At 43.5% G+C, this 22203-nt stretch carries 20 protein-coding genes and 2 pseudogenes; 8 read left to right on the top strand and 14 right to left on the bottom strand.

What is annotated here, in order from left to right; all coding sequences use genetic code 11:
• Positions 1-2: 2 nt before the first annotated feature.
• The 7 genes from K08M4_RS21575 to K08M4_RS21545 form a co-directional block, all read right to left on the bottom strand.
• Positions 3-734 (bottom strand): SDR family NAD(P)-dependent oxidoreductase, encoded by a 732-nt coding sequence (locus tag K08M4_RS21575; protein WP_086051429.1) that lies wholly within the window; start codon positions 732-734, stop codon positions 3-5.
• Positions 734-1165 (bottom strand): nuclear transport factor 2 family protein, encoded by a 432-nt coding sequence (locus K08M4_RS21570; RefSeq protein WP_086051428.1) that lies wholly within the window; start codon positions 1163-1165, stop codon positions 734-736. Before K08M4_RS21570 ends, K08M4_RS21575 begins: the two co-directional genes overlap by 1 nt.
• Before the next feature lie 14 nt (positions 1166-1179).
• Positions 1180-2625: a deoxyribodipyrimidine photo-lyase gene (phrB, locus tag K08M4_RS21565; RefSeq protein WP_086051427.1), complete on the bottom strand. Its 1446-nt coding sequence runs from the start codon at positions 2623-2625 to the stop codon at positions 1180-1182.
• Positions 2622-3569, bottom strand: a complete 948-nt coding sequence (locus K08M4_RS21560; RefSeq protein WP_086051426.1) for a YbgA family protein — start codon at positions 3567-3569, stop codon at positions 2622-2624. The genes phrB and K08M4_RS21560 overlap by 4 nt, the downstream gene beginning before the upstream one ends.
• 176 nt (positions 3570-3745) lie before the next feature.
• Positions 3746-4435: a ChrR family anti-sigma-E factor gene (locus K08M4_RS21555; RefSeq protein WP_086051425.1), complete on the bottom strand. Its 690-nt coding sequence runs from the start codon at positions 4433-4435 to the stop codon at positions 3746-3748.
• The gene (locus K08M4_RS21550) at positions 4428-5075 is read right to left on the bottom strand and encodes a sigma-70 family RNA polymerase sigma factor (protein WP_086051424.1); all 648 of its coding nucleotides are present in this window, start codon (positions 5073-5075) and stop codon (positions 4428-4430) included. Before K08M4_RS21550 ends, K08M4_RS21555 begins: the two co-directional genes overlap by 8 nt.
• Positions 5076-5184: 109 nt before the next feature.
• Positions 5185-5805 carry an LON peptidase substrate-binding domain-containing protein gene (locus K08M4_RS21545; RefSeq protein WP_086051423.1) on the bottom strand — a complete coding sequence of 207 codons (621 nt, stop codon included), beginning with the start codon at positions 5803-5805 and terminating at the stop codon, positions 5185-5187.
• A 252-nt stretch (positions 5806-6057) separates the two neighbouring features.
• Between K08M4_RS21545 and K08M4_RS21540 the strand changes: the two genes are divergently transcribed.
• The 4 genes from K08M4_RS21540 to gltS all read left to right on the top strand — a co-directional run bounded on the left by K08M4_RS21540 (position 6058) and on the right by gltS (position 11365).
• Positions 6058-7236 (top strand): O-antigen ligase family protein, encoded by a 1179-nt coding sequence (locus tag K08M4_RS21540; RefSeq protein ID WP_086051422.1) that lies wholly within the window; start codon positions 6058-6060, stop codon positions 7234-7236.
• Between the two features lie 78 nt (positions 7237-7314).
• A complete protein-coding gene (locus K08M4_RS21535) occupies positions 7315-9279 on the top strand; it encodes an acyltransferase family protein (protein ID WP_086051421.1) in 1965 nt (654 codons plus the stop codon).
• Between the two features lie 187 nt (positions 9280-9466).
• Positions 9467-9823, top strand: coding sequence for a YibL family ribosome-associated protein (locus K08M4_RS21530; protein ID WP_086051420.1), 357 nt, complete (start codon positions 9467-9469; stop codon positions 9821-9823).
• A 315-nt stretch (positions 9824-10138) separates the two neighbouring features.
• The gene (gene gltS / locus K08M4_RS21525) at positions 10139-11365 is read left to right on the top strand and encodes a sodium/glutamate symporter (protein ID WP_048660602.1); all 1227 of its coding nucleotides are present in this window, start codon (positions 10139-10141) and stop codon (positions 11363-11365) included.
• Positions 11366-11479: 114 nt separating this feature from the next.
• On the opposite strand, the gene norW is transcribed toward gltS, so the two are convergent.
• The 6 genes from norW to K08M4_RS21490 form a co-directional block, all read right to left on the bottom strand.
• Positions 11480-12649: an NADH:flavorubredoxin reductase NorW gene (norW, locus tag K08M4_RS21520; protein WP_086051419.1), complete on the bottom strand. Its 1170-nt coding sequence runs from the start codon at positions 12647-12649 to the stop codon at positions 11480-11482.
• Position 12650: 1 nt separating this feature from the next.
• On the bottom strand, positions 12651-14156 hold the full coding sequence (norV, locus tag K08M4_RS21515; RefSeq protein WP_086051418.1) for an anaerobic nitric oxide reductase flavorubredoxin: 1506 nt from the start codon (positions 14154-14156) through the stop codon (positions 12651-12653).
• Positions 14157-14546: 390 nt separating this feature from the next.
• Positions 14547-15203, bottom strand: coding sequence for an NAD(P)H-dependent oxidoreductase (locus K08M4_RS21510; RefSeq protein ID WP_009846099.1), 657 nt, complete (start codon positions 15201-15203; stop codon positions 14547-14549).
• A 323-nt stretch (positions 15204-15526) separates the two neighbouring features.
• Positions 15527-16393: a glycerol kinase gene (locus K08M4_RS21505; RefSeq protein ID WP_086051417.1), complete on the bottom strand. Its 867-nt coding sequence runs from the start codon at positions 16391-16393 to the stop codon at positions 15527-15529.
• Positions 16394-16720: 327 nt separating this feature from the next.
• Positions 16721-17521 (bottom strand): glucosamine-6-phosphate deaminase, encoded by an 801-nt coding sequence (gene nagB / locus K08M4_RS21495; protein ID WP_086051415.1) that lies wholly within the window; start codon positions 17519-17521, stop codon positions 16721-16723.
• Positions 17522-18100: 579 nt separating this feature from the next.
• Entirely contained in the window at positions 18101-18454 is a 354-nt protein-coding gene (locus tag K08M4_RS21490; protein ID WP_019819999.1) for a MaoP family protein, read from the bottom strand.
• A 154-nt stretch (positions 18455-18608) separates the two neighbouring features.
• On the opposite strand from K08M4_RS21490, the gene K08M4_RS21485 reads away from it, so the two are divergent.
• The gene (locus tag K08M4_RS21485; RefSeq protein ID WP_086051414.1) at positions 18609-19502 is read left to right on the top strand and encodes a LysR family transcriptional regulator; all 894 of its coding nucleotides are present in this window, start codon (positions 18609-18611) and stop codon (positions 19500-19502) included.
• Between the two features lie 202 nt (positions 19503-19704).
• Here K08M4_RS21485 and K08M4_RS21480 read toward each other — a convergent pair whose 3' ends face one another.
• On the bottom strand, positions 19705-19908 hold the full coding sequence (locus K08M4_RS21480; RefSeq protein WP_017072361.1) for a hypothetical protein: 204 nt from the start codon (positions 19906-19908) through the stop codon (positions 19705-19707).
• 232 nt (positions 19909-20140) lie between these two features.
• Between K08M4_RS21480 and K08M4_RS21475 the strand changes: the two are divergent.
• The 3 genes and pseudogenes from K08M4_RS21475 to K08M4_RS21470 form a co-directional block, all read left to right on the top strand.
• Positions 20141-21178 (top strand): annotated as a pseudogene (locus K08M4_RS21475) (bifunctional transcriptional activator/DNA repair enzyme AdaA); the annotation flags it as partial.
• 81 nt (positions 21179-21259) lie between these two features.
• Positions 21260-21589: pseudogene (locus tag K08M4_RS22570) on the top strand (DNA glycosylase family protein); the annotation flags it as partial.
• Between the two features lie 65 nt (positions 21590-21654).
• Positions 21655-22137, top strand: a complete 483-nt coding sequence (locus K08M4_RS21470) for a methylated-DNA--[protein]-cysteine S-methyltransferase (RefSeq protein ID WP_086051412.1) — start codon at positions 21655-21657, stop codon at positions 22135-22137.
• Positions 22138-22203: the final 66 nt, after the last annotated feature.

The following is a 22203-nucleotide window of genomic DNA, read 5'->3' as shown; positions in this document are numbered from 1 at the left end:
TGTTATACCATCCTTGAAGCGAGTTTTTTCCAAACTGGAGTCGGTAGCATTCTTAGTAATTTCATTATTAATATGAATCGTCTTGGGAAATCGATCTCGCTCTTTCCTTGAGCAATACCATTTACGATTCGTTGAGTGGCTGCCTCGCTACTAATAATCATAGGCATAGCGAAGGAGTTTCGCTCGGTTAATGGTGTTTCAACAAAGCCTGGGTGCACAATTGAGACATGAATATTGTACTCGGCGAGATCAACTGAGAGCGTTCTACCTAAGTAGGTGAGAGCGGCCTTTGAAGCGCCGTAAGCTTCGGCTCTTGGCAGTGGTAGAAAGCTCGCGCTTGAACTCACCAAAACCAAGCGGCCGCCGGGCTTGATGCTTTTTAGCCAAGCTTTAAGGGCGTAGCCAATTGAAATTAGGTTGATGTTGATGACGCGCTCGAATAACTCTGCGTCGAAATTGACAGGATCATCGATGTACTCACAATCACCCGCGTTCAAGATCAGTAGGTCGAGCGGCTTATCTTGGTCGAGTGCTGGGAAATTGTGGTAATCGGTCAAATCAAAACAGAGTGGGTCAATTGACGAGTGCGATAAGTCTGTCTCGTGAGAATCAACTAAGGCTTGCAGTTTGTCTTGATTACGGCCGCAAGCAATCACCTGATGCCCTTGTTGAGCGTAATCGATAGCGAGTGATTGGCCGATGCCTGAGGTCGCGCCTGTGATCATAATACGCATTATCGGCTCGCTCTTTTTTTTATGGATTTGATCGCGCAACCTAATACTGGGATGTGCTCGTACAGCATAGAACCCACATCCAGATAATCGCGATGATAAACCACTTGATTGTCCAACATTTTGATATGGCTATGCCCTTGAACTTCAATCGGCTTTTGCCCATTGAGTTGTTTGTGAGCAAACTGCATCGTCCAGTAAACAGAAGCTTCGTCGTTCGCTTCGAAAGTGTGTTCTATATGAAAGTAACAGCTAGTCACTTGTGCGTAGAGGTTCTCGAAGTAATGAGTTAACGCGACAATCCCACTGACATGATGCAGTGGGTCTTGGAATTCGATATCAGGGTGATAAACCGTCTTTAGCACGTCGAAATTGTCGGTTCCGAGTTCTCGATACATGTTGAGAAAGTTATCAAGCCATAGAGAGTTATCCATAATATTTACTCTAATTATTTGAAAAAGGCTAAGGCTCTCAATCGTGCTTCTTTGTGTTCAACGATGGGTTGCCAGTATTTGCTGTTAATTCCGTTTTTTGCAATGTAATCATGTGGAAAATGCACATGCTTGTCAGGAATATTTTGCAGCTCTGGTATGTACTTACGAATAAAAATTCCTTTTGGATCAAACTTTTCACTCTGTGTGATCGGATTGAAAATTCGAAAGTAGGGTTGAGCATCACAACCAGTGCTCGAAGCCCACTGCCAGCCACCGTTGTTGGCACTAAAATCGCCATCGATGAGGTGCGACATAAAAAACCGCTCTCCCCAGCGCCAATCGATCAGCAGGTGCTTGGTTAGGAAGCTTGCCACCACCATTCTTAGCCTGTTGTGCATCCAGCCTGTCTCAACTAATTGACGCATTGCTGCATCAACCAATGGATATCCGGTTCTTCCTTCGCACCACGCCTTGAAGCTAGGGTTGTCGTGATACCAATCTAAGCCGTTGTATTTCTGCTGAAAGTTCGCACCTTTAACCAGTATAGGATGATGGAACATCAAATGCTTATAAAAATCTCGCCAAATCAATTCATTAAGCCAAGAAAAGGCTGGCAACTGAGTATCAAATAACAAGTCCGGCTGTTGTTGAATCAATTGAATCGCTAACCAACGAGGGCTGACTGCACCAATAGCCAGGTAAGGAGATAGGCCTGATGTCCCCTTTACTGATGGAATATCCCTAAGGCGAGAATAGTCATTAACTTTATTGGCTAAGAAATTGGGGATCACGCTCTCAAGGACGTCTTGGCTTAGTGGCCAACGCTCTGAATCGGTACGCGGAAAGTCGAAATCGTACTCGCCAGAAAAACCACTTAACGATTGTTTCAGTTGTGATGGATTCTGAAGCGAATCCGTTTCAGATGAACCTGCTTGCGCTGATCCTGTTGAATGCACTGGAGTTGGGCTGCAAATAATGCCTTTCGCTTGCACTTCTTTTAACCATGCGTTTTTGAAAGGTGTGAAAACCTTGAACATCTCACCTTGTTTATTCAGTACGCTACCTAATGGCAGAATCGTATCGCAGTCGGTTATTTTCAGCTTTATACCAGTAGCGATTAAGCGTTTGTCTCTTAACTGCTCATCCACTTCCGGCTCTGAATTGGCATACACACATGTCGCATCGACCTGTTTGCACAAGTTGATGAGTTGAATAGCTTGATCGTTAAAGTCTGTGGCTTTGAGGTGCAGCAGAGTGATACCGAATTCAGCGAGTTGTGACTCGAACTGTTTCAGGTGGCGATAAATGAAGTCCGCTTTTATCGGTGCCAGGTGATGTTGTTGCCATTGCTGCGGGGTTGAAATAAAAACGGCGATAGAGACGCCGTTTTCAACTGCAGAGACGAGCGCTGGGTTATCGTGAATCCTCAGGTCTCGTCTTATCCATAGAATGTCGCTCAATATCCGTATCTCAGCTTAAGTTCTTGTGGGTGCGGGTTTAGATAAACTTGTGATTCTAGGTACTCGTTTGGGTATTCCATCAGATAGTGGTTAATCAGCGTCAGTGGCACTAACAGCGGAACTAGCCCTTCTCTGAATGATGAAATCTGATTCGTGAGCTCTTGTTTGTGAGCGCTGCTCAGTTGTTTCTTAAAGTAACCTTGCAAATGATGCAGAGTATTAGCATGACTGCCGCGATTTGCATGATGCATTAGCGCCGTCATCAGACCTTCTATGTACTTTTCTGCCAGCTCATCGATCTCTAAATCGTTACTCGCTAAAAGTTTACCTAAGCTCTTGTAGCCTTCTATGTGGTGGCACATCACTAGGTATTTGTGAGCGCTGTGGAATTGAATCAGTTTGTGTTTGGTGACACCTTCATCAACAAGATCGAGCCATTTTTGGTAAGTGAAAACACGAGTCATAAAGTTTTCACGCAGAATTGGATCGTTGAGGCGACCATTTTCTTCTACTGGAAGTAGAGGATTGCCTTGCATAACTTGTTGAGTAAACAAGCCAACGCCTGTCGATTCAGAACCACGCCCGTGGTGGTGGTAAACCTTTACTCGCTCCATGCCACAGGTTGGGCTTTTCTGACACACAATGAACCCTGCGATGTGTTGGTTATTCTTTGAATAGTTTTGCCCAAACTCGATCAGATCATTGGTCACGTCACCAGAACCGTCAGGTCGGGAAACGTGAATGATATTGTCTAGCTGCCGAACTTGGCGAATGGTTGGGCGAGGTGTTGGAAGACCCACTGCCATCTCTGGGCATACTGGTTCCAGTTCAACATAATCTGCAAGGTCATCTGTACAAAAACGAGAGCGTTTGTGACCTGTATCGAAGCGTACTTTGTGTCCTGCAACACAAGCGCTGATACCTATTTTAATTTTCTTTTCCATTGGCCAACTCCTTTGCTCTTGCTTTGAGCTATTTATTATATTTCAACATTGCTAATCGTACTTACAGAGCCGGGTGTGTTTGAAATCTCAACACCATTGATGTTTTAAGCCAGATCTACGGACGATTATACAGGATAGCTTCATGCCATCCTGTATATTTATAGCGTGCAACTGAGTTAATAGATATACTTACCTAGCGGATTGAATAACTGACTCACACCTTTTGTGAAGTAAAGCGCATCACTAGAAACGGTGAGACAGACACAACCTTCTTTGGTTACGGGTTGATGCGTATGTTTTCCGTCTAACCAGATGAAGTCGCCTTTGTTGTAGACGCCCATTTCGTCTTCGAAACTGCCTTCCAAGAGAAGCGTAATCTCAAAGCCTTTGTGGGTGTGGCAAGGCACTTGTCCATCTTTGTCGATGTGCAGCAAGCTGGTGTGGTGTGCTTCGTCGTCAAAATCGAGTCTTGCGCGTGAAATTTTGCCTAAGTTCATCCAGTCTTTTCTCGCCACTGAGTTCAACGCGCGAGGAATAGTGAATGTGGTGTCTGCAACCGTAACTTGCTGAACTTCGGGTGTCACTTCGATAGCTTGAGATGAATCAGCAGTGATTTGAGCAATCGCATCAAAATCAAACTCCCCATCATCGGATAGGAACGCATCCATTTCGCTGTCAGAAAGTTGAAGCCCTGAGGTATCACTTTCAAAGACTGAGTCAGCAGCTTGCGCCGTCAGCATGCTTACTTGTTGTTGGCAGTGTTCACACAGTTCAACATGGCTAGAGACAATCAAAGAAACTGAGTCTGCTAGTGTGCCATCGACAAAATCTTTCAAAATTGCGGTATTTGGGTGATGTTTAATCATGATCTTGTTCCCCCATGTGAACCTTAAGTTTGGCTAAAGCGAGTCTTAGACGTGATTTCACGGTTCCAAGTGGGACGCCAAGTTGTTGAGCGAGTTGCTCTTGAGATAGCTCCTGGAAATAGACACCTTTAACAATCGTTTTCTGAGCCAAAGGCAACTTCTCTATTTGAGTCATTACATGGCGGCTCATCAAATGATCACCAAACGGTAATTCATCGCTTTGAGATTCCGCGACCATTGCATCTATTGGCCAAATGTCGTCAGCGATGGTTTGTTCTGCTTTTGCTTTCACCTTTCGTAACATGTCGAAGGCCGCATTTCGCATCACGGTATAAACCCAAGTAGTCGCTGCGCCTTTCTCTTCATTGTAGAGATGCGCTTTCTTCCAAACGTTGGTCATGGTGTCTTGGACTAGCTCGTTGGCAGCGGCTTCACCGCCCAACTTACTGATGCCAAAACGCTTGATTTTGGGAGCAAAGAATTTAAACAAACACGTAAATGCTTGCTTATCTCTGTCTGAACCAACCAAAATCAGCCAGCTTGAGAGCTCTGTAGGTACCTTACTTTCGGTAGGTAGTTTGTTGTCGGGGATAATGACATGCTCCTTGCCGTTCCCTGTTCTTCTGCTTTCCACTTGCATAGTAATTAACCATCATGCGAATTTGATAGACACTACGTGGAGAGTGAGAGTAGGGATCACTTTAATTTAAATTAACTTCTACTATACAAAATTATAGTGAATAAAGTGCTTATTGCCCTGTAATGATTTGATTCAAAAAGGGAACTAAAGACGGAAAACTAGCGGGTTCTGTGAATTTGGTTTTCTTTTCCAATGGGATAGGCATCATTTCGAGGAGTCGAGCACAGATCCATTGAGGGCTTTCAAAGTCAGGAGTGGGGTAAAGTGCTCTGATTGAATCGTGTTCTCTAAACAACTCGACGAGAAACGCAGTCACCACGTTCGGCACCTTATAGCTGTGTTGTGGCCAGTGAGGCAACGGGCGGAAATCACTTTTTATTAAATCATCTGTGTCGCGGAAGGACGAGTGAAGCTGCACCAACTGTTCGCCTTCAACATCGATTTCCAAGATTTGATCATCGGACATATTGAAATCGACAATAGACACTTTTGTCCCCCAAGAACTCAGACGTTCGGAGTTGGTGTCGTCCTGAGTCGCGATGATGAAGCCGTCTCCTTGCGCAGCATGAGCGACCATTTTCAAATACTTGGGTTCGAAAATACGCAGTCTTTGTCTGCCCCTTGGCAAAATGAATAACGGGAGAGGAAACACCGCAAGCTCTTGAGAAGTCTGTACGGGTGATTCTGATTCGGTTTCTATCCGTGTGATCTTCTCAGCTGAATTCGGCACATAGCACTCCTTAGTTCAAATGTAATTTGAGAACATATACGCGGAGTCGGTGGTGTTCGATCAATTCGGTGTGGCTCTTTTTGTAAATGCTAAAGCCGCTTGATTGGCTTAGTTAGGAGATATAAACCGTGGGATAAATGGTTCATGGGAGGGGGCGTTTCTTTGTTTTCCGCTGTATGTCACGACAGTTCGTTTGCGACAGTGGCAAGTTTGTTTTAGAGTGCAACTCTTCTCAGCATTTTTAGATTAGTTATGGTTAGAATCAACACGAATTTAATTCAAAAGATACTCATTACACTGCCTTTGTTTTGGATTGTTACCGTTCAGGTGTGGTTAGGTCAGGGGAGTAAGCCTCTTGCGGGTATCACTTTATTGATTGCGGCCTGTTGTGCTCTTTTGTACCGAAAAAACAAGGAGAAGCATGACTGGTTTGAAGATGGCTGGGTGTGGATACTGCTCTTGCTCTCTATTTTTTCCACTATATCTTACGAGTTGCATGGTTTCAGTAGTCAAGAATTGAGGGCAACGTTGATTGCTCTGGTATTTTTCCTTTTTTATCGAAATGGCTTTGTTAAGTTATCAGGTATACAGAACTTATGTTTCACTTCTGTTGTCAGTACAACCGTCCTTGTTGCTTACTATATCTTTTTTCTCTCTGGGGATCGGGGGAGCTTGCCGTCTAATGCTCTTGTTATAGCTTCAATTCAAGGCTTCTCTGTCATTTTATTGCTCGCACTTGGGTGTGTTTCGTATGAAGGGAAAAAACCCAAAGCAATTGCTATCTTGGCATTTATAGGCTTTCTATCAATGTTTTTGGTGGGGTCAAGAGGGCCTCTACTAGCCGTTATTTTTATTGGTTTAGTTGTCCTATTCAAAATGATGATGCAGCATCGTCAGTACAAGGCGCTGCTTGGTATTAGTGCCATGGTCGTTTTTTCTGTGTTTTTGATGTCGAAATATGACGTGGTAAGTGAACGTATTGACTATAGCTTGCATGAGTACCATGAGATATCACAAGGCAACATGGATACTTCCATAGGCTTAAGATTACAAATGTATCAAGCAGGGTTCGATTTCTTTGTGGATAGCCCCTTGCTCGGCATTGGAGGTGATAAAGAAGCGCAATTAGATAAACTCTCATTCACGCCAACAAATTCGGGTAAGAGATTTATCGTTAATGCGCATCTTCATAACAATTATATTGATAAAGCAGCGTCATCTGGCTTGGTAGGCATTGCCCTTCTCATGCTTAGCTTGATGTACCCTTTGTTTAATTCAAGCTACAAGCTATCGCCCATTGTATTGTTACCGGTCGTTTATTTTTCTTTCATGTGTCTATTCGATTCACCTTTCAGGAATGGTGATTTAGCTGTCATGTACTTTGTGTTTATTGGAGTACTACTAAAACTGCAAGTGAGAAAAGAAGCGTAATGAAACCAGCGTATTACGCTAATTTCATTGTGGGTAGTTTTAGTGCGTTTATTGATTTAAGGTTATAACGAACAAATAATGAATAAAAATTTCAGGTATGACATCAATGCATTACGTGCATTAGCTGTCTCAATCGTCGTCATTTTCCATTTTTTTCCGGGTTTTATCATTGGCGGCTTTTTAGGTGTGGATGTGTTTTTTGTCATTTCAGGTTTCCTGATGACAAAAATTATCATGTCGAGTTTGGAAACTAATACCTTCTCATTAAAGGACTTTTATTTAGCGAGAGCAAAACGCATTATTCCTGCCTTAGCGGTTATGTGCCTTGTTGTGTTACTCGTTGGCATTATTTACCTAGACCCTTGGGCGTTAAGAAAATTAGGTAAGCATATTCTCACCAGTGTCGGGTTTGTTTCTAACCATACCTATTTAAAAGAGTCGGGATACTTTGATGTGGCCGCGCAAAGCAAGTGGTTACTTCACACTTGGTCTTTATCCGTAGAATGGCAATTCTATGTATTATATCCTCTTGTTTTAATGGCGACCTACAAGTTATTCGGAGCTAAAGGTGCAGCCGTTGCTATTGGAACGACTCTAATCGGAAGTCTAGCTTATAACTATGCGTATTTAGGGAGCTCGGCTTCTTATTACACATTACCGTCCCGCGCATGGGAACTGCTCGTAGGTTCGGTGGTTGCTTTGAAAAGAGAGCCCATTGAATTAAAAAAGTCCAATGTTCAGTTATTGCTGTTAGTTGCTATTGCCTCACTGTTTATTTCACCTGTCTTGATAGACAGCAGCACACTGTGGCCGAGTCATGTGACGCTTATTCCGGTCATTGCTACCGCGATAATTCTGCTTTTGAATTTGGACCTCAATTTTACCTTTCATAAATCACGACTGATACAAGGGGTTGGGTTGTGTTCCTACTCAATTTATCTCTGGCATTGGCCTATTAATGTTTTCATTAAGAACCTTACGAGCAACACTATTACTCACAATATAGTTGGAGTAATGATATCGGTATTGATGGGGATCCTTTCTTTTAAGTTCATTGAAAGTTACCGACCTAAAAAAGCACGTAAAGGCGCTAGTTTTTTTGTGGCTTATTATCCCGTAGTTCTTGCTATCCCTGTTGCCCTGATCGGACAGGTTGTTTATGAAAGTGAAGGGTTACTTTGGCGCCTGGATAAAACACAGCTAGTCATTGCACAAAGTGTCTATGAACGGAATCCACGAAGCGGAGAGTGCCACGTCGAATTTGGAGCATCTCCTGAGTGTCACTATGGATCAGGACCCGTATCCGCTATTGTTTTAGGCGATAGTCATGGCGCATCGATAGTGAGAAGTGTTGAAGCGTCAGCACCTAACGATACATCGGTCATCGACTGGACGAGAAGCGCATGTCCGACGATTTCAGGTATCAAAAGAGTGCTTTCAAGTGGTGAGTTATCAGAAGAGTGTGGGGATTTTGTCTCAGCATCGCTAATAAAAGCGAAAACCAACTACCCTAATGTTCCTGTGGTTGTTATTAACAGAATGGGTGGCTATCTATATGGTTCGAATGAAGATGGATGGCAAAACGAGCAAGAAAAGATCAGTTTAATCGCAGGGGATAAAAGGTTTCAGACCAGATCTGAAGAGTACCTGAACTCAATCTTATCCAGTTTTGAAAAGACCATGTGCGAGCTTAGTCAATCTAACCCTGTTTATTTGGTCAAGCCAATCCCTGAGCTTAAGAAAGATGTACCTAAAACTATGTATAAGTATTCGATTCTAAATCAATCTGATATTTCGGTTTCTATTCCTCTTGAAGAGTACCGACAAAGAACCGCATTGATTACGAAATCTTATGAAAAAATCAGCCAAAACTGTCGAGTTACTCTTATAGACCCTGAACCGATATTTTGTGATGATCAGCAGTGCCAAGGGGATATCAACAATCACCCAACATACGTTGATGACGATCACCTGAATGAATTTGGTGCTAGCCAACTTATTCCTCAATTTCGCGAAAAAATATGGGGTCAATCAGCTCCGTAGGAAATGCTCATTCGCCCTTATTGTTTACACGAAAGAATAAGGGCGTTTCTGTGTTTGGAGCTATTGTGTTGGTCTTAAATGATTTGTTTAGGTAGCGATGTTTAAGATAAATTTCGGTTCAAGTGAACCCTTGTGCTATACTCCGCGCCCCAATCCGAATTGGCTTGTTAAATCTTAGGAAATTATTATGAGTGTTAAAAACGAACTTCAACAAATTAACAACCGTCTAGACAAGTGTCGCAACAAGTTAGCGGCTGCTAAAACTCGTAATGATCGTCCTGTTGTTCGTCAATTTGAAGATGAGATTAAGAAGCTAACCAAGAAAATCGCTCAGCTGAAACATAAAGAAAGCTTTGATGTAAACCAAGAGCGTAAGTCTCTGGTTGATATGCCATTTAAGCGTGAGATTACTAAGGCTGAGCAAGCGGATATGGGTAAACTTAAGAAGTCTGTTAAAGGACTCGTGATTGTTCACCCAATGACCAAGATCGGTAAAGAGCTTCGTATTGAGGTTATGACTGGTTACGCACCGAAAAAATTCTAATTACCAGCGATGGTGATGAAAGAGGAGCTAGCAATAGCTCCTTTTTGCTTTTTTAGGTATTAAAAAAGCGGAGTCAGCGGCAAGAATACTCACGCCGTTTTCAACTTTTTAGAGGTGATTGTTGTCACAAATCCTTTGATCTCCTGTAAAAGTTAACGTGCCACTAACATGGCACCAAGTGAACGCAGTAATGTGTTCGCTTTTCGAATCTACAATTTCTCTCCAGTTTGTATAAATATAGGTAGAGCAGCACAGATAATTACAGATAAAACTAGACTCGTTAAGGAAGATGAGAACGTAAAAAATAGAGGTTATATGAATCAATTAATTTCAATTGGACCACTAGAATCCTTCCTAATCGCGATTAGTGTTTTGTTTCTAGGTCATTTCGTCAATGCAAAGCTTCCTGTTCTCAAAAAGTACAATATCCCAGAGCCCATTGTCGGCGGCTTGATTGTCGCTTTTGCTATTACAGCCCTGCACTTTAACGGCCTTGATCTTGAATTTTCTTTGCCCTTGCAGAACACTTTCATGTTGATGTTCTTTGCAACGGTTGGCCTTGCGGCGAACTACACACAGCTGATGAAAGGTGGTGCCAAAGTATTCCTATTTTTAGGGGTGGCTTCGGTTTACATCATTATTCAAAACGGTGTGGGCGTAACACTTGCGACGGCTCTAGGCCTTGAACCCTTAATGGGTTTGATTGCTGGCTCTATCACGCTTTCTGGTGGTCACGGTACGGGTGCAGCTTGGTCTCAAACCTTTGCAGACACGTTTGGCATTGCGAATACGCTAGAAATCGCGATGGCTTCAGCGACCTTTGGTTTGATTATCGGTGGTATTATCGGTAGCCCAGTCGCTCAAAAGTTGATTGATAAAAATCAACTTGAATCTGAGTACGGCACGGGCACGCAAACCCACGAACGTTTTCCTGAACTTGTTACTTACAACGAGTATGAAGAAGACAAAGTGACGGCGAAGAAGGTGATTGAAGTATTGTTCATTCTTCTTATCTGTATTACGGGTGCGAAATATTTAGAGCAGTGGGTAGCGACTTTTGAAATTTCTTGGTTGATGATTCCTGACTTCGTTTACGCGTTGTTTATCGGTGTGTTCATCACTAACGTGTTCGAAGTGACTAAGCTGCACAAGACGGACAGCGAAACGGTCGATATTCTTGGTACGGTGTCATTGTCACTGTTCTTAGCGATGGCGCTAATGAGCCTTAAGCTTTGGAACATCTTCGATCTTGCGATTCCGTTCTTGGCTATCCTTGCGGTTCAGGCTGTGGTGTTGGGAATCTTCTCTTACTTTGTGACTTTTAAAGTAATGGGATCTAACTACGACGCAGCGGTTATGGCGGGTGGTCACTGTGGTTTCGGCCTAGGTGCAACACCAACAGCGGTAATGAATATGGGCTCTTTGGTGAACCGATTCGGTCCTTCGCCACAAGCTTTCATGGTAGTGCCAATCGTGGGGGCCTTCTTCATTGATATCGTGAACTTGATTATCCTACAAGGTTACATCTCGTTTATCGGTTAATGTTCGACTTTGCATAAATGTGATGAACTCATTGCACTAAGATGAATACAAGAAAGCCAGTCTGTTGACTGGCTTTTTTATTGTCTAACGTATACCGAACTTATAGATTTTATCTTATGTCGGTGAGCTGGTTTGTAGTTCTTTAAGCAGAGGGAACGCGGCTTTGGTGTGTTCTCCCGTGACAATGAATCCAACCAACTGATCATCTTCATTGAAGCCTTTAGCGATAATGCCTTTCGGGTCGAATCGCGTTTCCCAACTTTGAGCGGTTTGAATATCGCGCCCTGCGAGTTGAATCGGGTAGCTCGGTGTTTTCACCTTAGTGATGATGTGAGGCAAGTTGAGCTTTCCTTCGCCCACTTTGATCTCTCCTTTATCTAAAGTCAGCTGCTTAGCCAACACATTTGCAGACAAAATGGCGGGCTGAAGATAAGCCATCATGCGCCCCTCTATTTCGGCGCAGTCACCAATCGCATACACATTGTTGGAGCTGGTTTTCAGGGTGTCATCAACCACAATGCCTCTGTTGACCTCTAATCCCGCTTGCGTGGCTAAAGCCGTATTTGGCCTTAATCCTGCTGCGGCAATCACGGTATCTGCTCGTATTAATCGAGAGGCGGTAGTTTGTAGCCTGACTCCATCGTGGAGGTAAGTCGCTCGACAAATCGCAGAATCAGTTTCAACGGTGACGCCTGCTTTTCTTAACTCTCTTTCTAACTCTAGGGACACGAAAGGTGGCACTAGGTTATTCAATAGATAACTTGCGGGTTCGATAATCGTGACATCTTTACCCGCAGTTTGAAGGTCGAATGCGAGCTCGACCCCAATCAAGCCTCCACCTATCACAGTGATGCGTTGAGCGCCATCGATCTGAGCTTTGTGTTTATCGAACTCTTCCAAACTATTTAACGTAATGGTTGCGCTGCGTTTAAGCCCTTCCGCTGGTGGTATAAAAGGCGTCGCGCCCGTCGCTAATACCAACTTTGAATAGTGGATGATTTGGCCATCAACATAAACACACTGCTGCTCAGTATCTATCTCGCTCACAAGTGCTTTGGTTTTGATGACCACGTTGTACTGCTCTGCCAATTGTTGAGCGTTATGTACTGCCAGTGTTTCCGGCGTTTGTTCCTGACTGAACGCGTGCGAAAGATTCGGCTTACTGTACTCAACCCCGGCATCGGCGGTGATCATAGTAATCGCAATATTTTGGTCAAGCTTACGTACCATCTTGATGGTTTGTAGGGCAGCGAAACCGCCACCCACAATAACAATGTTCGACATGCTACTTCTCCACAAACACTTCTTTGCCTAAATGGCATTCAGGGCAAAGGAAATCATCAGGTACTTGCGCCCAAGGAGTTCCAGGTTCGACGCCTTGGTAGGGTTCGCCCAATTGTGGGTCGTACACCCATTCACACACTGTGCAACGCCAGCAAGTGCAGTCTGCACTGTGCACTGGCTTAGCTTGCTCTTCTTCTGGCTTCAGCTCTGCTGTGTCTTTGAGCTCGGCTGTGGTGTTTACCGGTGCTAGTGTGGCTTCAAGCGGTGTTACATTACGTGATACTTGTTTCGGTGTGCTCACTTCATCTGCTTCTACACGCCAAACCTCGGCCAGTGTCATGCCGTAATCAATACACTGGCGAAGTGCGTCTGTATCTGGTTTCCAGTGAATATGCTGAGGTGCGCTCACTTCGAAGTTGGCTTCACGTAAGCGAGCATCGATGCGTTTTACTGCGCCGCCAGTCCACCCTGAAGAGCCAAATGCTGCGGCTCTTTTACCAGCAAAGCGCAGGCCGTGGATCTCTTCTAGTAGTGCAGCGATTTGTGGCATCATCACATTGTTCATGGTCGATGAGCCGACTAGAACCCCTTTTGAACGGAAGATATTGGCAAGGATGTCATTCTTGTCGTGCTTTGAAATGTTGAAGACCTTGATTGCCGTTTCTGGGCTGCCTTTACGGATACCTTTTGCGATTGCGTCAGCCATCATGCGAGTGTTGTTCGACATGGTGTCGTAGACAATGGTGATACGATCTTCTTTGTAGGCTTTAGACCACTCGTAGTATTGCTCAACGATTTGCGTCGCATTGTCGCGCCAAATACAGCCATGAGAAGTAGCAATAACATCGATTGGCACGCCTAAGCTGAGCACTTCTTCTATCTTCGCTTTCACCAAAGGCGCGAAAGGCGTCAGGATGTTCGAGAAGTAACGCAGGCATTGGTCGTGCAGCTCTACTTGGTCTAGCTGATCGTTAAATAGGTTTTCATCACAGTAGTGCTGACCGAACGCATCGTTACTGAACAGGATCTCGTCACCTGTGAGGTATGTTGCCATTGAGTCTGGCCAGTGCAGCATTTTCATCTCAACAAAGATGAGTTGCTTACCGTTACCCACATCGAGCGTGTCGCCTGTTTTAACGGTTCGGAAGTTCCAGTCAGGCTGATGGTGATGGCCAACAATCGAGTTAACGCCAGCTTCTGTGCAGTAGACGGGTGTGTTTGGAATTTTGGCTAATAGTGCTGAAAGGGCACCTGAGTGGTCTTCTTCAGCATGCTGACAAATGATGTAGTCGATCTCGTTGATGTCGATTTCCATCTCAAGGTTTGCAAGGAATTGTTCAGTAAAGCGATGATCAACGGTATCAACAAGCACCGTTTTCTCTTCACGAATCAGGTACGAGTTATAGCTGGTACCTTTGTTCATGTGGTATTCCTTACCATGGAAGTGTTCTGTTTCCCAATCGTGGACGCCAACCCAGTGAACATTTGATTTAACGTGAATAGTCATAATGATAATACCTTATTTAAATATCTAAGGTCATCATTGCACTAGTTGTGCCATGTTTTTAAGTGTTTGGTTTAAATGGTTTTATTTTAGTTTTGATTTTCTATCGTGTCTTTTTGACTATGCATTTCGTGTAATCAAAACGAATCCAAAGAGTCTTTATGACTAACAGTTATTTTAAAGTGAATTAAGGTCTTAAATTGCAGGAATAAAAAAGGCCAGACGAGTGTCTGGCCAAAACAAGGCAGTGTAATTTAACAGTCTGAAGTGCTGTTGAAACTATATTTTGTAAAACGAAAAAGCGTTTTAAAAATTAAAGCGTTGTAGCAGTTAAGCGTTGTAACTGTTTAACGTGTTATAGCTGTTGATTCATTCGTCATCTTAATTAACGCGTTAAAGCGTCGTCACGATTTCATCAAGAGCTAGACGTGCTTTTGGTTTACCGTGGTTATAGTCTTCGCCGTCTTTGTGGTAGCCGATTGCTAGCGCTACATCAACAACGTGACCGTCTAGTTCGTCAGCAAACTCTTCACCGATCATAGCGGCATCTACGCCTTCCATCGGTGTTGAAGCAATACCAAGACGAGCCAGTGTGTGCATTGTGTTACCTAGCGCGATGTACACTTGAGACTTAGTCCAGTTTCCGTTGAAACCTGTTTCGTCTGTGTTCATTTCTGCGAATGCGTAAGCCCCTAAGAACTGCTCGTACATTTCAGCGGGTAGGTGACCAGAGCTTACTTCTGTGTCAGCACGCTTCGCGAATTTCTCTTTAGTGTACTTAGGATCGTGAGCAAACAGGATCGTGTGTGACGCTTCTTTCGCATGCGGTTGGTTAAACTGGAACATGTTCTCGAAAGTATTGTGGAAGCGTTGTTTTGCTGCGTCACTCTCAATGATGATGAATTTCCAAGGCTGAGAGTTGATAGAAGAAGCTGACAAACGAAGTGCTTCTTTGATTACTTCCATGTCTTCCGCAGAGATGCGCTTTTCTGCATCGTATTTTTTAGCTGTGTAGCGAGTGTTTAGATCTGAAATGATTGGATGAGTCATGTTGAATCCTAATATCTATCAATATAAATGTTGTAGGGTTTTATGTTCGGTAACGTCAACAATAAACGGATAACGCATTTAGGCTATATCTCTATAGAAGTCGTTTCTAGAACAGTCAGCCTCTAAAAGACTGAACGCTTAAATGGCTATCGAACATGCCCCAATAAATCGAGTATCTGCGGTAGCTCAAGTCGATGGGTGTAAGATAATAGAAGATTGGCTTGGGAAAAATAGCGAACACATCAAATCACTATGGTGAAAAATATCCATAATGATTTGATTAGTGTGATCTGGATGTGTGTTGGTTTTCGAAAATCAGCCAGTTAGTACGCTTTGATTCCATATTGGCGTAATAAAGAGGGAAGTACACTGTCGAGGTTTGGGATATCTTCAGGGTTAAGTTCAATCAAGCTAAAACCGTGCTCTTGGTAAACTTTTTTGGTCGCATTTCGTTTGTCTTCTTCTATAGGGCCTGAATCTGTTCCCCAGAACTGAATGTATACCTTGCCGCTTGGCAGGTAGAAATCGCTCATTACTTCTTTTGATATCGGGAGCGGACGTTCATAGGCATGAACCACTCCCGCCATATAAAGCCAGTTATCGATGATCAGCTCTCCCTTTGAACGAACATAATGCCCATCTAAGCTTCGGTGCTTCGCTTCGAATTTCTGACGAAAACTCGAAAATGACACATCAGTAGAGTGGCTTTCAGCATCGTGCCCTAAGAATTCAACAACGGACTGCTTTAAACGTTTATTGCGAACCAGTGAGTCGTGCCATACCACGAATAAGTTTTGAGTCGCTTTATCTTCTCTTTGTTCACCACCGGCTTTTAAGCCTGTAGAGGTGACATGCCAGCCGTCGTCTTCTTTTGTTATCCAGCCAAGCTCATTGAGCAATAAGTTGATTTTCTTTGCGCTGAGTTGAAAGGCACCGCCGAGCTGAGTGGCGGTCAATGTATTTCCTGAGAATGAATCCAAATCGATAAGCAGTTTCTCTGGCCAGACAATAAAGACACCGAACTTCTTATGTTCGACATATTCCCCACCAAAGCTTTCTCCTCGTTCTGTGAGTACCCAACGCTCCTGTGAACGCACGATATAACCCGCTGTTTTTAGATCGCTAAATAAAGTTTTAGCTTCTATGCCTTTTTGTTTAGCGAGTGCGGATGTGGAAATTTTGTCTGACATAGTCTTTTCTCAAATAGCAGAGTGATCCGCTGATGGGTTTTGGTGAGATACATGATGTGATAGCACAGGCGAGTACCATATCACATCTACTAATGCCAACTGCAGTTCGCTGGTCTATGTTTTTTGTGGAGTCTCACTTTGAGCTTGTGGGAGATGGGGCTGAGTTGAAGGTAAAACAGTTTGCACCAAACACCGCTCACTTGGTGAGCTCTTATATGGGCATGATTTGTAAGAATATTTGTGATGGATTTTGGCTTTCTGCGCGTCAAAAAGTAGCAAGCACAAAAAAGCCACATTAAGTGGCTTTCTTTATTTAAGAACTAAGAACTATACGTTTTTGATGTTCTCAGCTTCTAACTCAGAGAAGTACTTAACTGTTTTCACTTTAAGTTCTTGAGTTGCTGGCTCATCACAAACAATCACTGATTTAGGGTGAAGTTGCAGAGCTGATACCGTCCATAGGTGGTTAACAGAACCTTCAACAGCTGCTTCTAGAGCAAGCGCTTTGTTGTGGCCTGTTACTAGAACCATGATTTCTTCAGAGTCAAGTAGAGTACCAACACCGATTGTTAGTGCGTACTTAGGAACTTGGTTGATGTCACCGTCGAAGAAACGAGAGTTCGCGATGCGAGTGTCTTCTGTCAGAGTCTTGATGCGAGTACGTGAAGACAGAGAAGAAGCTGGCTCGTTGAAAGCGATGTGACCGTCGTTGCCTACGCCACCCATGAATAGGTTGATTTTACCGTAAGACTTGATTTTGTCTTCGTAACGCTTGCACTCAACTTCGTTGTTTTCCGCGTTGCCATCTAGAAGATTGATGTTCTCATCTTGAATGTCGATGTGGTTGAAGAAGTTAGTGTACATGAACGTACGGTATGATTCTGGGTGATCAGCAGGGATGCCAATGTACTCATCCATGTTAAATGTAACTACGTTTTTGAAGCTAACTTCACCAGCTTTGTGTAGCTCGATAAGTGCTTTGTAAGTAGCTAGTGGCGTACCACCAGTTGGTAGGCCAAGTACAAAAGGACGCTCTGCAGTTGGTTTAAAATCGTTAATGCGTTTAACGATGTGTGCTGCTGCCCATTTACCTACTTGCGCTGCTTGATTTAACGGGATAAGTCTCATTAATTTGCCCCTAGATATTAGAATTTATAGTGTTCTTAAACATTAATTCGCATTATAAAATAAGTTGTCAGATTGCGCTATTGTTTTAGGTCAAGTTTTTGCTTTTTCGTCATATCTGTGACTAGAACACTCAAAATCGCACAGTTATTGTATGGATATTTGGTGGCGTTAAACAAGATTAATACGCTTGTCATATACAGGAATGTTGATTTGATTCAGTGCCTGAAAGGGTCTGTGCGTTTCTGCAGATTTATAAGCTTTGGCGTATTAAAGAGCTGCAGCGTACTCACTGGCTTTGAGAGTATAGTTGAGGCGTGAAAAATAATGATGGCAATGTGCCACTATCGTGATAAAAGGAAGTTGTTGAGCGAGGTTCGAAGAATTTAGTCGGGTTAGACACACTTAGGGTGACTAGAATAGATGTTGATTCACGCTATCGCTATGAATTATCTATAAATATTGGTAAATCCGAACAGGTTAGCTAAACTTACCAACTAAGAAGAAAAAGCGAGCTTGAAGTGTAAACATTGAAGGAAAAAAAAAGCCCAAAGTGATGAGGTATCACCTTGAGCAATTTTACTAATCTTCTAACACTAACTCACTTTCGTATTCTTCCCTAGGCACTTCGCCGCGTTTGCAGCCGTTTAGGGTATGAAAGCGACGGCGTCCACGAGCTAGTTGAATGTACTTCAACCAAACACGCTCTAACTTGGACTTTGCCTTATGAGGGTGAGACAACACTTTAATGAAGTGTTTTTCTTCTGCATTGATTGGTGCTAGTTCACCAGTTTCAAGTGCAAGCATAGTGTCACCAAACAAGGTTAGGATTTCCTCTTCTGACAGAGTAAAATCACCCGACTTAGCGAACCCTCGTGGGAATTTAATGGTGTCATAAAAACGTTTTTTTCCGTGTCGGAATTCGGTCTCAGACATATCAGCCTCAGTAATGTGGTTAGATAGAAATTAGTGTTTATCGCTAACGTGAACATATTGTTAAAAGGCTAAAATAGAAAACAAAATATTTTTGCCTTTACGATAAACAATCCTAGATCGGCTAGTTAGCAGATTTATTACAGAGATGTATTTGATGGATGTGAAAGTATTTAGAACCTTTCTTGAGGTTGCAAGGGTGCGCCACTTTGGGCGTGCTGCTGAAAATTTGTATTTAACACAAGCGGCAGTGAGTGCGCGGATCAAACAGCTTGAAGGCTATTTTGATACTCAACTCTTCATTCGTGACCGCAATAACATCAAGCTTACCTCTTCCGGTGAGCGTTTGATTGGTTATGCTAAAGTGATGGTTTCTACCTTACAGCAGGCCAAATTTGAGTTGTCGTTGGAGAGTGGAAAAGCGTTGCAGTTAACACTGGGTGGCACTCCAAATATTTGGGATGCGTATCTGCAAAACTGTTTAAGCGCAGTGACCGATTCTTTTGGTGGTTATGGCTTCATGGCTGAGGTAATGGGGCGCGAGCAACTGAACCGTAATTTGCTAGAGCGAACATTAGATATGGCTTTCGCCTTCGATCAGATTAAAGCGGAAGAGCTGAATTGTAAAAAAGTCGCTGATTTGGTTTTGGTGTTGGTATCAACGCAACCAGATGATCTGGAATCTGTGTTCCAACATAAGTATGTGTATGTCGATTGGGGAACGCGCTTCGGCTCAGAACACGCAGAACGTCACCCTAAAGTTCCAGCACCGTATTTACGTACCTCTACGGCTCGTATTGCTCTCGATTTCATTTTAGAGAAAGGTGGCAGTGCGTATTTACCTGTTTCTATGGTTGAACCTTTTATCGTTTCGGGTCAGTTACATAAAGTGAAAGGGGTTGAAGACTGGTATCGCCCAATTTACTTGAGCTATCGTAAAAGCAGTACCTCAGTTGACGCTATCATGCAGGTTGAGCAATTGGTTAACGAGATTGATCCATCGACGGCGTATACGCTGCAACAAGCGGCAGAACAAGCTCCAGAGGCTTAGTTTCAAGTTCATGATGTTTCACACAATATAAAAAAATGGCTCCTTATTAAGGAGCCATTTTTGTTTTGAAACCAGAGATAACTGTATTTTAAATCCGAGACAATCCCATTTTTTAAAATCAGAAATAGTCTCCAAGTCAAAAATAAGCTCTAAACCAAATAAAATAGGGTAAGCCTGGTATGTGTTACCTTGTTTAAAGGCACTATAAGTTCATTAGATTTTCAATTGACTCTTCAAGAGATCGAGACATGTACGAATGGATTTGATTGCCATCCGTTGCGTCAATCTCAATCATAGAAATTCCGTTGTCTGCTTTGTCTTCAAGAAAGCTGAGAGACTGCTCGACTGATTGACTGGTGAGAACCTGTTGGTTTGATAAAACAATACGACATGTGTGAAGAACCATAGCCTTTTCCTTATTATTCGATAGGTCTCTGCATCTTAATGTGCTGAGTACCGTTCGTTGACGTTGTGAGAATAATCCTTTCTCAAGGTTAAATTTAGTCGAATTGAGCGAAAAGAAAACCCTTTTTTGTGATTTATCTAACCTTCAGTTCCGAAAATGGCTAGCGACAATACCAGTTCACGGTAAACTTTTAGTTATTGGATCACAGTATGGCTAACGGGAAGGATACGGTATGTCTAAGAATATTCATCACAACAGCGCGTTAACGAGCGAGCAGTGCCACTTGGCTCGATATGCGCGAGATGCTCGCTTTGATGGAATGTTCTTCACAGCGGTGAAAACCACCGGGATTTTTTGTCGTCCAATTTGCCCAGCAAACCCGCCTAAAGAAGAAAATGTCGAGTATTTTTCTCATCAAGCTCAAGCCTTAAAAGCGGGATATCGCCCTTGTTTACGCTGCCGACCCGACAGCGCTCCTTTCTCTCCGGCTTGGAAAGGGGTTGAAACCACTTTCTTGCGTGCGATGCAGTTGATTGATCATGGTGCGCTGAACTCAGGATCTATCGTCGACCTTGCAACGCGTTTAGGTATTTCGGACCGCTATTTGCGAACCTTATTCGATAATTATATTGGGGTGTCGCCGAAGCAATATAGCCTTTATAGCCAATTGATGTTTGCCAAGCAGTTACTGCACACCAGCAGCATGAGCATTACCGATGTCGGCTTTGCGAGTGGTTTTAACAGCACACGCCGTTTCAATGATGCTTTTCAAAAAGAGCTGCAGCTTTCGCCAAGCCAAATCCGACGTTCTAAGCCAAGTGAAAACCTGAGCAATCATATTCAGCTAGTCTTTCTCGGCCCATTAAACTGGAAGCATTTGCTGGATTTCTATCGACGAAGAATGATTGAAGGCGTAGAGGACGTTGGCGAAGATTATTATAAGCGCACGGTAAATGTGAACGGGTCAAAGGGTTGGTTCAAGGCGACTTTAGCCAAAGAAAACCGCTTGGATATTGAATTTGAGTTGGACGATATAAGTCAATTAAGAAGCTTGATAGCTAACATTCGACGCATGTTCGACCTTGATGTCGATATTGCTAAGGTCGAGGCCTTTTTTACAACCATTGACCCCAACTTGGTGGCTAAGAGTGGCATCCGTATTCCTGGCGTGTGGAGTGCTTGGGAAGCCGGAGTAAGAGCGATTCTCGGGCAGCAAGTCTCGGTAACCGCGGCCATTGGTCAGCTTAACTTGTTGGTGCGAGAGCTGTCCGCTTTGCAAAATCCTGCTCATGCACCAGAACATTCGGGTTTACGAGAGTCATTTGGTTTGAAAGATCCATTGAACTCGCACAAGAAAGCGTACTTCCCAACACCTAAGCAGATAGCCGATGCAGACGTTAGCTTCTTGAGAATGCCGGGAAGCCGCAAAGAGACCCTAAAGCGTTTTGCCCAATACATGGTCGTCAATGAAACTGAACACCCTTCCAAATGGATTGAACTAAAAGGCATTGGGCCTTGGACAATTCAATATGCACTACTTCGCGGGTTAAGCGAACCTAACCATCTTTTAGTTGGTGACTTGGTGGTGAAGAAGTTCATTGAGCATCGCCCAGCTATCAATACAGAGAGTGTTTCGCCTTGGGGAAGTTACGCCACGTTCCATTGTTGGAATCAGTCTTAATAGAAAGAACAATCTACAAACACCAGTAATCCATAAACATCAGAATTACCAAGCTAGGAGATATTATGGCTAACCGTTTTACTTATTATGAGAGCCCATTGGGAACCGTGACGTTACAGGCTAACGATGATGGGCTGCTCGGTCTTTGGTTTGAAACATACACTACCAAGCCAGAGCAGTTAGGTGTTCGAGATGATGGCTTTCCGATCTTTGCGTTGGCTATCGAGCAGCTTAATCGTTATTTCTCAGGTGAAGCTATCCAGTTTTCTGTGCCGATCGCAGTCAAGGGAACGCCATTTCAGCAGTCGGTTTGGCAGGCGCTGACGACCATTCCTTATGGAGAGACTTGGAGCTATGCACAATTGGCCGATGCGATCGGTAACCCGAAAGCGGTGCGCGCAGTGGGACTAGCCAATGGTAAAAATCCAGTGTCTGTGATTGTGCCGTGTCACCGTGTGATAGGTAAAAATGGCAAGCTGACCGGGTATGCGGGTGGCGTAGAACGTAAACAGCGCTTATTGGTGATTGAGGGAAGAGAACAAGATTAGGAAGCTGTACAACTAGCGACTTGAAGCGTTGTTCTGTGGATTAAGGTTGAAGGTTTGTACGACTCA

The organism is Vibrio syngnathi (genome assembly GCF_002119525.1).
GTDB lineage: Bacteria > Pseudomonadota > Gammaproteobacteria > Enterobacterales > Vibrionaceae > Vibrio > Vibrio syngnathi.
The sequence above is the reverse complement of the archived record's forward strand: the minus strand, read 5'-3'. Positions and strand labels throughout refer to the sequence as shown.

Coding starts and splice junctions, on each gene's coding strand:
- K08M4_RS21570 (WP_086051428.1), bottom strand. CDS start 1,165: ATGGATAACTCTCTATGGCTTGATAACTTTCTCAACATGTATCGAGAA.
- K08M4_RS21490 (WP_019819999.1), bottom strand. CDS start 18,454: ATGTCTGAGACCGAATTCCGACACGGAAAAAAACGTTTTTATGACACC.
- K08M4_RS21505 (WP_086051417.1), bottom strand. CDS start 16,393: ATGTCAGACAAAATTTCCACATCCGCACTCGCTAAACAAAAAGGCATA.
- K08M4_RS21485 (WP_086051414.1), top strand. CDS start 18,609: ATGGATGTGAAAGTATTTAGAACCTTTCTTGAGGTTGCAAGGGTGCGC.
- K08M4_RS21575 (WP_086051429.1), bottom strand. CDS start 734: ATGCGTATTATGATCACAGGCGCGACCTCAGGCATCGGCCAATCACTC.
- K08M4_RS21530 (WP_086051420.1), top strand. CDS start 9,467: ATGAGTGTTAAAAACGAACTTCAACAAATTAACAACCGTCTAGACAAG.
- K08M4_RS21550 (WP_086051424.1), bottom strand. CDS start 5,075: ATGCAAGTGGAAAGCAGAAGAACAGGGAACGGCAAGGAGCATGTCATT.
- K08M4_RS21560 (WP_086051426.1), bottom strand. CDS start 3,569: ATGGAAAAGAAAATTAAAATAGGTATCAGCGCTTGTGTTGCAGGACAC.
- gltS (WP_048660602.1), top strand. CDS start 10,139: ATGAATCAATTAATTTCAATTGGACCACTAGAATCCTTCCTAATCGCG.
- K08M4_RS21480 (WP_017072361.1), bottom strand. CDS start 19,908: ATGGTTCTTCACACATGTCGTATTGTTTTATCAAACCAACAGGTTCTC.
- K08M4_RS21535 (WP_086051421.1), top strand. CDS start 7,315: ATGAATAAAAATTTCAGGTATGACATCAATGCATTACGTGCATTAGCT.
- K08M4_RS21540 (WP_086051422.1), top strand. CDS start 6,058: ATGGTTAGAATCAACACGAATTTAATTCAAAAGATACTCATTACACTG.
- K08M4_RS21510 (WP_009846099.1), bottom strand. CDS start 15,203: ATGACTCATCCAATCATTTCAGATCTAAACACTCGCTACACAGCTAAA.
- K08M4_RS21470 (WP_086051412.1), top strand. CDS start 21,655: ATGGCTAACCGTTTTACTTATTATGAGAGCCCATTGGGAACCGTGACG.
- norV (WP_086051418.1), bottom strand. CDS start 14,156: ATGACTATTCACGTTAAATCAAATGTTCACTGGGTTGGCGTCCACGAT.
- K08M4_RS21555 (WP_086051425.1), bottom strand. CDS start 4,435: ATGATTAAACATCACCCAAATACCGCAATTTTGAAAGATTTTGTCGAT.
- norW (WP_086051419.1), bottom strand. CDS start 12,649: ATGTCGAACATTGTTATTGTGGGTGGCGGTTTCGCTGCCCTACAAACC.
- nagB (WP_086051415.1), bottom strand. CDS start 17,521: ATGAGACTTATCCCGTTAAATCAAGCAGCGCAAGTAGGTAAATGGGCA.